We start from the raw sequence: 12,932 nt of genomic DNA on the forward strand, positions 1-12,932 counted from the left end.
ATGAACGAATAATAAGTTACAAAAATAATGGAATATAGATATTTTCTATAATAACACATAATAAACATTATTGGTGTTTCGCACAAAACTGCAAAAATACTCTAAAAAAGCGAAAATTATTGTACATAATACTTGTATATGCGATATAATAATGATAAATGAACCAAGGGGAAAACGCCGCTATGAAAAAAATTATACCAATCATGCTCAGGAGGCGCGTATTATATATTGTTGAGGCGCTTTTAAGCATTATCTATATTATTACCAAAATCAGTACACATTCTTTTTCTATTCTTACTGCTTTATTAGTAGGAATTGGCTTTAGTCTATTAAATAGCATTTTATATCGCATGCAGAAACGTAAAATTGTCAAACGTCATGGCCGTAAGGTAAAGAAGGTTATTGGCTTAAATATTGTGGGGAAATTAACGCAGTTTAATATTTGTTTAGCGTTAGTATTTATCGATGCGTCTTTAATGAAACAGACGACCTTAGGGCGAATGATTACGGGACGTGGGATTGTCGAGAATACTTATAGTGTGATTGTGCTTGATCAGAATCCTGCAAAGTATATTGATGATACAAAGAACTACACTTTCGGCTATATGCGAGGCTATGATGAATTAGATGTCCGGAATTTAGCGGATGTGGTTTCACGCATTGCTGTACGTAACGATGGCAGTGTTGAACCAACTATCTTTGAAACGGAAAAGGAAACGTATTACGCTTTAAAAGATGGAGAAATCAAAGCAATGATTATTAATGAAAATGATCGTGATCATTATGAAGCGATGGATCATGCTTTTGATACGAAAACCAGAGTGATTAAATCTTATAAGATTAAGACGACGTCTGAAGCGGCGAATAAATTAAGCGGTACGGATTCATCATATGGACGTATATCGGTAGGATCATAGAGAGGGGGGCCTCTCTTTTCTTTTTAATAGAAAATATGATTAGATAATTTATAAAAAAGACATACAAAAATGAGAAAAAGAAAGAAATCGTTGACTTTAAAATCGTTTAACTATAGTATGGATGCATAGATAAATACAGTGAAAAGAAACATAGACATCAAGTACTCTTAAGAGAGTTCCTGGGTGGTGAAAAGGAATGAGAAATTGATGTTGCATTCATCTTGGAGTAGGGATGCTGATAAGTAGGCGTCTTCGGCGATGTCCGTTAACACTAACAGGTATGATAGTACCTAATAAGGCTGATATAGTGATAGATCAGTAAATAAAGGTGGTAACACGATTCTCTCGTCCTTTTTAGGGTGAGAGTTTTTTTATAAAAGGAGGAAACACTATGAAGTTACACGTGAATTTAGGCAAAGACAGCTATGATATTATTATTGAAAAAGGGGCCCTTGAACATGCTGGAGACTATATTAAAGATGTCTTTAAAGGGCGTAAGATTGCCATTATCTCAGATGATAATGTCTTTCCTTTATATGGCATCAGTTTAGAAAACCAGTTAGCATCTTATGATGTGACAACGATCGTTATTCCTCATGGCGAACCTTCAAAGAATTTTGAGATTCTGCCATCGATTTATTCTAAATTATTAGACGCTAAACTCACCCGCAGCGATCTGATTATCGCCTTAGGCGGCGGCGTCATCGGTGATTTGGCTGGTTTTGTGGCAAGTACATATTTGCGTGGTGTGAAGTTTATTCAGATGCCAACTTCGCTCTTGGCCCAGGTGGATTCCTCAGTCGGCGGAAAAGTCGCGGTGGACTTACCGGAAGGTAAAAACTTAGTAGGGGCGTTCAAACATCCATTATTTGTCTTAATTGACCCTTTAACATTAAAGACCTTAGATCCTCATTTTATTACTGATGGGATGGGTGAAGTGATCAAATATGGCTGTATTAAAGATCGCGCTTTATTTGATCAGCTCAAAGGCTATAAAGACTTTAAGGACTTATATCAGGATATTGATGAAATCATTTATAAATGCGTCGATATCAAAAGAGATGTTGTCGAGAAAGATTTATTCGACTTTGGTGATCGCCTCTGTCTGAATTTCGGACATACAATTGGCCATGCCATTGAACAGTACTATAATTTCTCTAAATATTCTCATGGCGAAGCGGTCGCGATCGGGATGGTTGCCATTACAAAGATTTCGGAAGCAAACAAGCAGACGAAAGAGGGAACCACGGCAGAAATCGAAGAAGTATTAACTCATTATCATTTACCATTGGCCGCACATCTTGATCCGCATGTCTTATTAGAAGCGATCTCTCATGATAAGAAGAATTTCGATTCTCAGTTATCTTTTGTCTTATTAGACGAAATTGGCTCTTATAAGATTTATAAGGGTGATCGTGATTATATTTTACAGCTCAAGGAGGTTTAAATGCATTCTTTAACCATACATCCAGCACGCTTACAAGGCGTGATCAACGTTCCAACATCCAAGTCTTTAGCGCATCGGGCCATTATTTGTGCAGCCCTCGCTAAGGGAGAAAGTGTCATTACGAATATTTCTATGTCCAAAGACATTGAAGCGACGATTGGTGCGATGCGCGCCTTAGGAGCAACAATTATTACCCAGGGGACCACTCTGTATATTAATGGCAATGATACTTTTAAAGAAGATCATGTAACGATCAACTGTAACGAAAGCGGCTCAACCCTACGTTTTATGGTACCGGTCGCTTTAAGAAATAAACGTCAGGTTCATTTCACTGGCGGCGGAAAATTAGGTCAGCGTCCGTTAGATGTATTTTATGACATCTTTGACAAGCAAGGGATTGCCTATAAGCATAAAGAAGGGGTCTTAGATCTTTTTATTGAAGGACAGCTCACATCTGGCACATTTGCCGTGCCAGGTGATATCTCTTCCCAGTTTATTACAGGTTTGCTTTTTGTCTTACCGTTATTAGAAGGAGACTCCAAGATTGTCGTCACCTCGCCGCTGCAGTCAAAAGCTTATATTGATTTAACATTAGATATGTTGGAAAGATTTGGCATTGTCATTGATCATGAGGATCAGGTTTTCCATATTCGCGGAAGCCAGCAGTATAAAGCTCATGATTATGAAGTAGAAGGGGACTTCTCGCAGGCCGCGAACTTCTTAGTCGCTGGGGCGATTGGCAATGATGTCACGATTGGCAATCTCAATTTAGATTCCAAGCAGGGGGATCGCGCGGCAATTACTTTACTCGAAAAAATGGGAGCTCAGATGAAAGAGACCCCGGCAGGCATTAAAATGATGCCAAGTCCCTTACAGTGCATCTCTTTAGATGCTTCGCAGTGCCCGGATATTATTCCGGTTATTGCGGTCGCCTGCGCGTTAGCGCAAGGCACTAGTCAGATTATGAATGCCAAACGTTTACGTATTAAAGAATGCGATCGTTTAGCCGCGACTGTTGAAGTGCTTAAAGCCTGCGGCGTTGATGTCATCGAATTAGAAGATGCGATGATTATTCGCGGCACGGATCTGTTTAGAGGAGCTCGCTTACAGACATATAATGATCATCGCATGGCGATGATGGAAGCGATTATGGCTACGCGCAGCGTCGGCGATCTGATTTTAGATGATGCCTCATGCGTCGCTAAATCTTATCCAAATTTCTTTGAACATTATGCATTATTAGGAGGTTCATGTGATGAGTGCTAATTGGGGACACCATATTGAATTATCATTATTTGGCGAAAGTCATGGCAAAGCTTTAGGCATTGTCATTGGCAATCTGCCAGCAGGGATCCGTTTAGATATGGACGCGATTTTGAAAGATATGAAACGCCGGGCGCCAGGGCAGAACTTAATGTCCACCCAGCGTAAAGAAGCGGATGAAGTTGAGATTATGAGCGGGCTTTTAGATGGCGTCACTACCGGGGCACCATTATGCGGGATGATTTATAACACTTCCCAGCATTCTAAGGATTATTCTTATTTAAAAGCAAAGATGCGTCCTGGTCATAGTGATTATCCGGCTTATGTGAAATACAAAGGCTTTAACGATGTCCGCGGCGGCGGTCACTTCTCGGGCCGTTTAACAGCTCCGATTGTTTTTGCCGGGGCGATTGCCAAGCAAATTTTAGCGACGCGCGGGATTCATGTCGGCGCGCATATCTTAAGCATCAAAGATGTCAAAGATGAACGTTATCCTTTAGATATTACACCAGACTATTTAGCTGCCTTAGGGGAAAAACAGTATCCGGTCATTAATGATGAGGCCATGGAAAAAATGCGCGATGTGATCGAAGCAGCCCGTCAAGGACAAAACAGTGTCGGCGGGAAGATTGAATGTGCCATTACGGGGTTAAAACCGGGGTTAGGCAATCCCTTCTTTGATAGTGTAGAAGCGCATTTATCACAGTTATTATTCTCCATTCCAGCAGTGAAAGCCGTCAGCTTTGGGGATCTTGATGATATTACGCAGTTTACTGGTATTGAAGCTAATGATTCTTATTATTACGATGGTGATGTTGTCAAAACAAGAACAAACCATAATGGCGGAATTACTGGCGGCATTACTAATGGCATGCCAGTGGTTTTCAATGTCTCAGTGAAACCAACTTCATCTGTTTCTCTCAAACAGCAGACGATTAACGTGGAAACGAAACAGGATGATACCTTGGAAATTGTTGGTCGTCATGATCCATGTATTGTCCAGCGGGCGATTGTTGTGGTTGAAGCGATGGCGGCTATTGGCATCCTGGATATGATGGAGGATATCAAATGAAAGATTTAGAAACATGTCGGAAAGAGATTGATGAGATTGATGCCCAGCTCATCGATCTCTTTGAAAAGAGAATGGGCGTTGCCCGGGATGTGGTGAAATACAAAGCCGCGCATGGCATGAAGATTTTTCAAAGAGAAAGAGAAATTCAGGTCGTTAATAAAAACTTAGCCCGGGTGAAAAATAAAGTGCTGATTAACTATGTTCGTAACTTTATTTTAAACAATATGAACTTATCACGCGCTTATCAGGCGTCATTAATGCCCAATAGCCCATTAAAGATTGAACAGCCAAAACGTGAGAATATTAAGGTCGGTTATCAGGGCGTGCCGGGGTCCTTTTCATCGCAGGCGATGAAGTCTTATTTTGGAAAAGATGTGGCATCGACAAACTATGAACGTTTTGAAGATGTCTTCATCGCTTTAAAAAATAAAGAGATTGATTATGGCGTAGTACCATTAGAAAACTCTTCAACTGGAGCGATTAATGATAACTATGACCTTATTAATAAATATGGCTTCTATATTGTTGGAGAACAGTCAATCTCAATTGCCCAAAACTTACTTGGCATCAAAGGGGCTAAGGTCGAAGACATTAAAGAAGTTTATTCGCATCCGCAAGGCTTATTGCAGACGTCGCAGTTCTTAGATGCGCATCACATTCGTAAACATCGTTATCTTAATACCGCTGCGGCGGCGAAGCTCGTCGCTGAAAATGGCGATAAAGCGATCGGGGCGATCGCTTCAACGGAAGCGGCGGAGCTCTATGACTTAGATGTTTTAGCACCTTCGATTGAAAATGATAAATCGAATCATACCCGTTTTATTGTCTTTGCAAGACACTTGGAAGCCCCTATTGATGCGACGCGGATTTCGATGGTCTTTACTTTACGCCATGAAGTCGGTTCTTTATATGAAGTGATGCGTATTATCAAAGACCACTTTATTAATATGGCCCGCGTGGAATCAAGACCACTGCCTGGCAATCCATGGGAATATTATTTCTATGTCGATATCGATGGTAACTTAGGCGACTATAATGTCTTAGCGGCTTTACAGGAATTAAAGGCTACCACTGATTCATTTAGATTACTTGGAAACTATGAGAGGAAAGAAGCATGAGTAATATTGTCTTAATTGGGATTATGGGCTGCGGGAAATCGACCGTGGGAAAAGCCTTAGCTAAAGCTTTGCAGTATCAATTTATTGATGCGGATGATTATCTGGTAGATAAATATCAGATGAGTATTCCTGATATGTTTGCGATCTCAGAAGATTACTTCCGTGATCGGGAAAGTGCCTGTTTGGATGACTTTGTCTCAAAAGATCACAGCGTCATCGCAATGGGCGGCGGGGTGATCAAAAGAGCAGAAAATCATCCTAAACTCAAAAAAATCGGTAAGGTTATTTATCTGGATCGGCCGATCGAAGATATCGTTAATGATGTCGATACCTCTGGTCGTCCTTTATTAAAAGACGGGGCGGAAAAGCTTTATGCCTTAGATAAAGAGCGGCGCGCCCTGTATGAAGCAGCGGCCGATGTGCAGCTCATCAATGATGGCAGCGTGGAAGATATGGTTGCGAAAATCAAGGATCATTGGGAAGATTAAAATCTTCTCAATTGATCTTTTTTATTGTACGCAAGTCATGATAATGGTAAAGTAAGAAACGTGTGAGGAGGAAAAACAATGAGTTATGCCGATCAGGTTTTTAAAGATAATGTAAGAAATATATTAGAAAATGGGGTCAGTGATGAAGACATGCAGGTGCGTCCCCATTGGAGCGATGGCACGCCAGCTCATACCAAAGCGGTCTTTGGCGTAGTCAATCGTTACGATTTAGCCAAAGAATTTCCGATTATGACTTTGCGTCGTACTTACTGGAAGTCAGCCTGGGATGAAATCAGCTGGATCTGGCAGAAGAAGTCCAATAATATTCATGATCTTCATTCCCATGTCTGGGATGAATGGGCGGATGAAAATGGCAGTATAGGCAAAGCCTATGGCTATCAGATGGGCGCTTTATCTGCTTATAAGGATGTGACAGCTGAAGGCTTAAAGAAAGCATTTGGTGATGATCTCAACAACCGCACTATTGAAATGAAAGAAAATGGGATCACGATGATGGATCAGGTCGATCGTGTGATTTATCAGTTAGTCAATACCCCGGCATCTAGACGTATTATGACAATGATGTATAATCCTCATGATTTATCAGAGATGGCTTTATATCCATGTGCCTATTCAATGACTTTTAATGTCATTGGCAATAAGCTCAATGCGATTTTAAATCAGCGTTCACAGGATATGATTACGGCGAATAACTGGAATGTCGTACAGGCTTCTTTATTAGTTTATGCATTTGCGAGCGCGTATGGCTTTGAAGTTGGAGAATTGGTTCACTGCATTGCCAACTGTCATATTTATATGCCTTATCATTTAGATTTAGCAAAACATTTATTAGCGGCGAAAGAACATCCAGCACCAAAGTTATGGGTCGATCCAAGTGTTAAAAACTTCTATGACTTTAATAAAAACAGCTTTAAGTTAGATCATTATGAATATGATGATTTCGATTATAAGATCGAAATTGCCATCTAAAGAAAGGGGAACAAGATGATTACAATCATTGTGGCCGCCGATCAGGATTTACTGATCGGGAAAGCAGGCACCCGTAATGGTATGCCTTGGGATAATAAAGAAGACTTAGCGCACTTTAAAAAGACAACTTTAAACCATACTGTTTTATTTGGAATGAATACTTTTAAAGCGATGGGAATGCGCGCGCTTCCTAAACGTCATACCATTTTAATAACGCATCAGGATTACCAAAATGACAAAGTGGAAGTGCGTCATGACTTTGATGAAGTGATTCAGGAATATAAAAATAAACAGGAAGATTTATTTATTTGCGGCGGTGCCGGTATTTATAAACAGGCTTTACCGGTCGCTGATACTTTATTATTATCGCGGATTCCGGGAAAACATGAAGGGGAAACGTATTTCCCTGATTTTAAAGAGTATGGTTATACATTAGTAGAGACAACACCGTATGAAACATTTACTCTGGAAACATATCGTAGGGGAGCAACATGTTAAGACTTGTATTTATTGTTATTCGTTTTATCTTTGAAATACCATTTTTATTAGTACAGATCAAAAAATATAAAAATCATCCAGAAAAGTATTCTATAGAAGAACGTATTGGCTGGACTCGTAAACTGCTTCGTAAAGCTACCAAACGCGCAAGAGTAGATTTACAGATCTCAGGGGTCGAAAACGTGCCTCAAGAAGGTGGTTATCTGATTACACCTAACCATCAGGGGTTATTTGATATTCTTGCTTTGTTTAATGCTTTAGATGTCCCTTTTAAGATTGTCTATAAAGAAGAGTTACGAAAAGTAGGTTTAGCGGCCGATGTCTTAGACTTTATGGAATATCATGCGATTGTCCGTAATAACTTAAGACAGTCGATGAAAGTCATTCGGACAACCAGTAAAGAAATGAAAGAAGGCATGCCGGCGGTCATCTTCCCTGAAGGCACCCGTTCAAAAAAAGGCAATAGTTTAAATGAATTTAAAGGCGGCAGTTTTAAAGCAGCTATTGATGCGAAAGTGCCAATTGTTCCTTGCGCGATGATTGACTGCTTTAGAGTATTAGATTATAACTCATTAAAGAAAGTCCATTGTCAGATTCATTTCTTTAAACCATTAACTTATGAAGATTATAAAGATATGAATTCCACCGAAATTGCGAATTACGTAGAAAATACGATTCAGGATTACATTAACGCACATGATTAGTGCGTTTTTCTTTTAAGGAGTCTTATGAAAGTCATTGATTTATCCTATACAATATCAGAAGAGAGTAAAGTATTTCCCGGTGATCCGACGCCCCAGTTACAAATTATCAATACCATTGAACAAGATGGTTTCAAACAGACATTGCTCACGTTTGTAACCCATACAGGAACGCATATTGATGCCCCGGCACATGTCTTTAAAGACGGTAAAACCCTTGATGCATTTTTGCCCGAGTCGTTTATTGGTGCAGCTTTAGTCATAGACTACCACAATAAATCACCTATTACGATGGATGATTTATATGCCACTGGTGATTTATATAAGCAGGCTGATTTTCTTTTATTTCATCAAAGTGATGGTCAGTATTTACAGGATTATGCTGTTTTAGATGAAGAGGTGCTTGATTATCTTGTTCATGCCCCTTATAAAGGCATTGTTTTTGATGTCATGAGCATAGATCCAATAGATGATGAAACACTCTATCGTCATAAGAAGATTTTGCAGACAAATAAGATCATGATCGAAAATCTCAAGAACTTAAGTCAATGCGGTCATCAGCTTTTTACCTTATATGCACTTCCGTTAAAGATGAAAGCAAGCGATGGAGCGCCAGCTAGAGTGATGGCTATACTTGATGCATAAATGTCTCTAGAAAAGGGAGACATTTTATGTTAATCTGTAGTTAGGTAAAACTAACTATCGGAAGCAATAAGATGAAAATAACTCATAATACTATTGCAGAAACATTAATAATCCCCTTATATGGACGTAGTTTAGGCATTGCTTTCTTTCCTCAGCTTTATCAGGATCCCTATACAAAGGTAATGATCAAATCTTTAGACTATGACTTGACCGCCTTAGAGAAAAAGAAACACACTTTCTTTTATCGTTTTGGCGCCTTAGAAGGTATTCTTCGCTCCTGTGATGTCTTAGAAGAAATGGATGCTTATATTAAAGCCCATCCCCGTGCCGCTATCGTCAACTTAGGCTGTGGTTTAGATGTGACACCGCTTATTAAAAAGGATCAGGAAATCACGATTTATAATGTCGATGTTCCAGAAGTCATTGCCTTACGCCATGCTTTGTTAGCGGATGCTCATGAACATAATATTGCCGGTGATTTAAAAGACTTATCATGGGCAAAAGCTATTGATGCCTCGCATGGCGTATTTCTTTTTGCGGCCGGGGTCTTTGTCTACTGGCATGAGGAAGAAGTCTACAATTTTATTAATGCTCTTAAAACACTTTTTTCTGCTGGTGTCCTTGTCTTTGATACCTTAGGGAAACTTGGTATGAAAGTGTTAATGAAGAAAACATTGCATAATATGGGAATTGAAGATGTAGAAGGCCTCTTTTACTTGGATCATTTCCCAAAGTCATGGTCAGTGAAATACTATCTGACCGGCTATGTTCCTTTAAAAGAAAAGGGAATCCCATTATCCTTGCGGATGACGGCTTATCTCTTTGATCATCTTTTTAAAATGCATATTTGTAAGTGTGATCTTTAAAGAAATGCGTCATGAAATATCTGATGCAAACATACTTATTTGAAAAAGTAAGCACGTTTGCATCAGGGCACTATGGAAAAATGAAGAAAAACAGTGAAATGTGTTGGGCATTGTGTTATAATGAAACGCGTGCTGGGGGCTTAGCTCAGTTGGGAGAGCGCCTGCGTCGCATGCAGGAGGTCACGGGTTCAACTCCCGCAGCTTCCACCAGTTGATCATCATGAGCGGTTTATTCCGCTCTTTTTGTTTTCCTTGTTTTATTTTTGTAAAGTGCTTTGTTTTTGTAATGATAATAATGCAAAAGTGGTAAAATAAAGACATCAGGAGGAAATATCATGAAGAAAACATTATTATGTGGTTTATTAACAGCTGGCATGATGCTTGTTAACAATAACGGCGTGCAAGCTGCTGGCAGTAAAATGTATGTTTTAACGAAGGTACAGTATGATCAAAATTACTTATTTCAGGGTAAGGCTTCCACTTCTTATGGATACAATGCCAAAGGTCTTGTTACGAAGGAAACCCACAATTGGCCTAACTCCATCATGAAAGGGACTTATTCTTATACTTATAATGGTAATAATCGTATTGTGAAAACATCCGGCGGCACGAAATTAACGTATAAAGGCAGTAAGTTAGTGAAAATTGGTGATAAGAAACTGACTTACAATAAGAAAGGACAGCTGATCAAAGCGGGGCATGATCCTGAAACAAAGTTTACTTACAATAGGAAAGGGCAGCTTTGGAAAGCACAGTATGTCAATGGGTTTGAAATTTTCCCAACTTATGAATATGATGGGAAAGGGCAGTTAAAGACCTTCAGAATGGATGGCCCTAATGGGGAAAAGGGTGATGTCATAACTTATAAGAATGTTTATCGTGGCTCACTTCTTGTCAAGCAAAATTATACGTACAAGAAAGAAGGTAAGAAGAATGCTTTAAAAGGAACGATTACTTACTACTATAAGAAAGTCAATGTTCCTTATGCTTTGAAAAAACGTGTTCTTGCGCAACAAAGTGCACTTCATTACGCTGGTAATGGTGATTATTACGGGATGTACTGGACTAACTACTTCTTCTATATGGCTTAATCAATCAGGATCTATGATCCTGATTATTTTTTTAAGATGTATTGCTTTTTTATTGTATTGAAATATATATGGTAAAATAGCAGTAAAGAGGTGAGGGCAATGAAGAGAATATTCATGGGGATGATGATCATGCTTTGTATGAGTATGACAAATGTCCATGCATTTGGGACGACTATTCATGGCTTAAATGGGCAGTTAAGTGATGAGGAATTAAAGCGTGACAAGCAAGCTTATCATCCTTTTATTGATGATTTTGAAACTATTGATGATGCGCAAGGTACACAGGATGAACTTTGGTATTATGAAAACTTACGTGTTCATCAGGTCAATGGCGTACAGTACATCAATTTACTCAATGAGAACTGGAAAAATGATGATATCAGTCCTTACCATCGCGGAATGGAGATTATTCGCTATGTCGGAAACGAGCGGATGATTGATTTACGGAAGCTGAGAGATCATGAGGTTGTTAGAATCATTGATGGGAATGTCTTTAAGAAAATGCAAAAAGTCATTGTTCCAGCGACTGTCATTTATGCCGGGAAGAATGCTTTTGGAAAGGCAAAAGTCATCAAAGATCAACATTTACATAAGGATCGTGATGGCTGTTATCGCTACTACTATCAGATCTCTCAAAGGAAAAAGATTTATGCCGGCAATGTCACGCATTTGCTTTTAAAAAATAAAGGCGTCAAAAAGGTGAAAAGCGAAGCGGTTGATGAGATGTTTGTCGCATACAAGATGACGATCAAAAAAGGATAGACCGTGCCTTTAGATATACGCATGCAGACAAAAGATCATAAAACTTATACCATTTCGCATCGCTATCTGAAGATTAAAAAAGGTTATGAGAAAGCGACGAAAGGACAATCCATGTTAGTAAAAGGCAATAAGGTGCGTGGACTGCGAAAAAATGATCGGTTAACGTTAGAGATTTCTCCTAACACGATGACACCTTTTGAATATCTTGATATAGATATTACGGTGCGCTAGGAGGGGATAAGATGATTGGGCTTAATCAAAGAGAGTTAACGCAGGATACACAGGGACTTTTATCAAAGAAGGATTTTGTTAGTCAATTTGGTGATATTGATAAACAATATTTGTATTATTTGGTAAGACATCATAAAAGTCATCAGTATTACTATGATTATGATTTAACGCCTAACTGGCGTAAGACTGGCAAGATTGGTGTATTAGGAGATAGACTGATTGGTTTAAACAAACAAAAGGCAACGGTTGATCTGCGCAATTTTGAAAAGGAAAGTCATGGCCTTGCTTTAAGAACGATCGCAAAAGAAGCTTTTCAGACAAAGACATTAAAGAAAGTGATCTTACCGAATACCGTGACTTACGTTGCACCAGGGGCTTTTGGTAAAGCAAAAGTGATCAAGGCCAAGGCTTTACAAAAACAAAAAGATGGCAGTTATGAATATGTTTATCACTTAAAGAAGAATGTGAAAGAGCGGACAATTCAGGATTTCTATAATACAAATAAGTCTATCCAATCTTTAGGCGGTGATGAAACATATCGTCATCGCTATCAGATGACAATGCGTAAAGGACAAACAATAACGCTTTGCTCTACAATCAAAGTGGGAAAAAAGAGTTATGTGATGCCTGACTTGTATCTTGTTTATAAAACAGACAATAAAGCAATTGTGAAAATAACGAAAGGAAAGATGAAAGCTTTACAAAGCGGAGAAACCACTATTTCTGCTTATTTATCAACCAAAGTGCGTGATCCAGCCTACCAATTGCAAGTGATCATTAAGTGAGGATGAGCCCATCCTCACTTTTAAAAACATCTTTTTTGAGTAAGATTGTAGGCAATTG

General features: G+C 39.0%; 15 protein-coding genes, 1 tRNA gene and 1 other annotated feature. All 16 genes read left to right on the forward strand.

What is annotated here, in order from left to right; translation table 11 throughout:
* The first annotated feature begins 182 nt into the window (after positions 1 to 182).
* The 16 genes from SG0102_RS06140 to SG0102_RS06215 all read left to right on the forward strand — a co-directional run bounded on the left by SG0102_RS06140 (position 183) and on the right by SG0102_RS06215 (position 12,874).
* On the forward strand, positions 183 to 917 hold the full coding sequence (locus SG0102_RS06140) for a hypothetical protein (RefSeq protein ID WP_125119135.1): 735 nt from the start codon (positions 183 to 185) through the stop codon (positions 915 to 917).
* A 129-nt stretch (positions 918 to 1,046) separates the two neighbouring features.
* Positions 1,047 to 1,273 (forward strand) — a binding site (T-box leader).
* A gap of 35 nt (positions 1,274 to 1,308) precedes the next feature.
* Positions 1,309 to 2,364: a 3-dehydroquinate synthase gene (aroB, locus tag SG0102_RS06145; RefSeq protein ID WP_125119136.1), complete on the forward strand. Its 1,056-nt coding sequence runs from the start codon at positions 1,309 to 1,311 to the stop codon at positions 2,362 to 2,364.
* Positions 2,365 to 3,630 (forward strand): 3-phosphoshikimate 1-carboxyvinyltransferase, encoded by a 1,266-nt coding sequence (gene aroA / locus SG0102_RS06150; RefSeq protein ID WP_125119137.1) that lies wholly within the window; start codon positions 2,365 to 2,367, stop codon positions 3,628 to 3,630.
* On the forward strand, positions 3,620 to 4,699 hold the full coding sequence (aroC, locus tag SG0102_RS06155) for a chorismate synthase (protein ID WP_125119138.1): 1,080 nt from the start codon (positions 3,620 to 3,622) through the stop codon (positions 4,697 to 4,699). Before aroA ends, aroC begins: the two co-directional genes overlap by 11 nt.
* Positions 4,696 to 5,817 carry a bifunctional chorismate mutase/prephenate dehydratase gene (locus tag SG0102_RS06160; RefSeq protein ID WP_125119139.1) on the forward strand — a complete coding sequence of 374 codons (1,122 nt, stop codon included), beginning with the start codon at positions 4,696 to 4,698 and terminating at the stop codon, positions 5,815 to 5,817. Before aroC ends, SG0102_RS06160 begins: the two co-directional genes overlap by 4 nt.
* Positions 5,814 to 6,305 carry a shikimate kinase gene (locus tag SG0102_RS06165; protein WP_125119140.1) on the forward strand — a complete coding sequence of 164 codons (492 nt, stop codon included), beginning with the start codon at positions 5,814 to 5,816 and terminating at the stop codon, positions 6,303 to 6,305. The genes SG0102_RS06160 and SG0102_RS06165 overlap by 4 nt, the downstream gene beginning before the upstream one ends.
* Positions 6,306 to 6,383: 78 nt before the next feature.
* A complete protein-coding gene (gene thyA, locus SG0102_RS06170) occupies positions 6,384 to 7,295 on the forward strand; it encodes a thymidylate synthase (RefSeq protein ID WP_125119141.1) in 912 nt (303 codons plus the stop codon).
* A 15-nt stretch (positions 7,296 to 7,310) separates the two neighbouring features.
* Positions 7,311 to 7,793: a dihydrofolate reductase gene (locus SG0102_RS06175; RefSeq protein ID WP_125119142.1), complete on the forward strand. Its 483-nt coding sequence runs from the start codon at positions 7,311 to 7,313 to the stop codon at positions 7,791 to 7,793.
* Positions 7,787 to 8,497: a lysophospholipid acyltransferase family protein gene (locus tag SG0102_RS06180; protein WP_125119143.1), complete on the forward strand. Its 711-nt coding sequence runs from the start codon at positions 7,787 to 7,789 to the stop codon at positions 8,495 to 8,497. Before SG0102_RS06175 ends, SG0102_RS06180 begins: the two co-directional genes overlap by 7 nt.
* A gap of 24 nt (positions 8,498 to 8,521) precedes the next feature.
* Positions 8,522 to 9,139 carry a cyclase family protein gene (locus SG0102_RS06185; RefSeq protein ID WP_125119144.1) on the forward strand — a complete coding sequence of 206 codons (618 nt, stop codon included), beginning with the start codon at positions 8,522 to 8,524 and terminating at the stop codon, positions 9,137 to 9,139.
* A gap of 71 nt (positions 9,140 to 9,210) precedes the next feature.
* Positions 9,211 to 10,005 (forward strand): class I SAM-dependent methyltransferase, encoded by a 795-nt coding sequence (locus SG0102_RS06190; RefSeq protein ID WP_125119145.1) that lies wholly within the window; start codon positions 9,211 to 9,213, stop codon positions 10,003 to 10,005.
* Positions 10,006 to 10,139: 134 nt separating this feature from the next.
* Positions 10,140 to 10,215, forward strand: a tRNA-Ala gene (locus SG0102_RS06195).
* A gap of 125 nt (positions 10,216 to 10,340) precedes the next feature.
* The gene (locus SG0102_RS06200) at positions 10,341 to 11,096 is read left to right on the forward strand and encodes a hypothetical protein (protein ID WP_125119146.1); all 756 of its coding nucleotides are present in this window, start codon (positions 10,341 to 10,343) and stop codon (positions 11,094 to 11,096) included.
* A 99-nt stretch (positions 11,097 to 11,195) separates the two neighbouring features.
* Entirely contained in the window at positions 11,196 to 11,858 is a 663-nt protein-coding gene (locus SG0102_RS06205) for a hypothetical protein (RefSeq protein ID WP_125119147.1), read from the forward strand.
* Between the two features lie 21 nt (positions 11,859 to 11,879).
* On the forward strand, positions 11,880 to 12,089 hold the full coding sequence (locus SG0102_RS06210; protein WP_148668837.1) for a hypothetical protein: 210 nt from the start codon (positions 11,880 to 11,882) through the stop codon (positions 12,087 to 12,089).
* A gap of 11 nt (positions 12,090 to 12,100) precedes the next feature.
* Positions 12,101 to 12,874, forward strand: coding sequence for a hypothetical protein (locus SG0102_RS06215; RefSeq protein ID WP_125119149.1), 774 nt, complete (start codon positions 12,101 to 12,103; stop codon positions 12,872 to 12,874).
* The last annotated feature ends 58 nt before the right edge of the window (positions 12,875 to 12,932 follow it).

Origin of the sequence: Intestinibaculum porci, assembly GCF_003925875.1 — a bacterium.
Taxonomy (GTDB): Bacteria; Bacillota_I; Bacilli_A; order Erysipelotrichales; family Coprobacillaceae; genus Intestinibaculum; species Intestinibaculum porci.

Bases quoted from the DNA above. Each gene is read 5' to 3' on its own strand.
- SG0102_RS06140 (WP_125119135.1), top strand. From the start codon at position 183: ATGAAAAAAATTATACCAATCATGCTCAGGAGGCGCGTATTATATATT.
- aroB (WP_125119136.1), top strand. From the start codon at position 1,309: ATGAAGTTACACGTGAATTTAGGCAAAGACAGCTATGATATTATTATT.
- aroA (WP_125119137.1), top strand. From the start codon at position 2,365: ATGCATTCTTTAACCATACATCCAGCACGCTTACAAGGCGTGATCAAC.
- aroC (WP_125119138.1), top strand. From the start codon at position 3,620: ATGAGTGCTAATTGGGGACACCATATTGAATTATCATTATTTGGCGAA.
- SG0102_RS06160 (WP_125119139.1), top strand. From the start codon at position 4,696: ATGAAAGATTTAGAAACATGTCGGAAAGAGATTGATGAGATTGATGCC.
- SG0102_RS06165 (WP_125119140.1), top strand. From the start codon at position 5,814: ATGAGTAATATTGTCTTAATTGGGATTATGGGCTGCGGGAAATCGACC.
- thyA (WP_125119141.1), top strand. From the start codon at position 6,384: ATGAGTTATGCCGATCAGGTTTTTAAAGATAATGTAAGAAATATATTA.
- SG0102_RS06175 (WP_125119142.1), top strand. From the start codon at position 7,311: ATGATTACAATCATTGTGGCCGCCGATCAGGATTTACTGATCGGGAAA.
- SG0102_RS06180 (WP_125119143.1), top strand. From the start codon at position 7,787: ATGTTAAGACTTGTATTTATTGTTATTCGTTTTATCTTTGAAATACCA.
- SG0102_RS06185 (WP_125119144.1), top strand. From the start codon at position 8,522: ATGAAAGTCATTGATTTATCCTATACAATATCAGAAGAGAGTAAAGTA.
- SG0102_RS06190 (WP_125119145.1), top strand. From the start codon at position 9,211: ATGAAAATAACTCATAATACTATTGCAGAAACATTAATAATCCCCTTA.
- SG0102_RS06200 (WP_125119146.1), top strand. From the start codon at position 10,341: ATGAAGAAAACATTATTATGTGGTTTATTAACAGCTGGCATGATGCTT.
- SG0102_RS06205 (WP_125119147.1), top strand. From the start codon at position 11,196: ATGAAGAGAATATTCATGGGGATGATGATCATGCTTTGTATGAGTATG.
- SG0102_RS06210 (WP_148668837.1), top strand. From the start codon at position 11,880: ATGCAGACAAAAGATCATAAAACTTATACCATTTCGCATCGCTATCTG.
- SG0102_RS06215 (WP_125119149.1), top strand. From the start codon at position 12,101: ATGATTGGGCTTAATCAAAGAGAGTTAACGCAGGATACACAGGGACTT.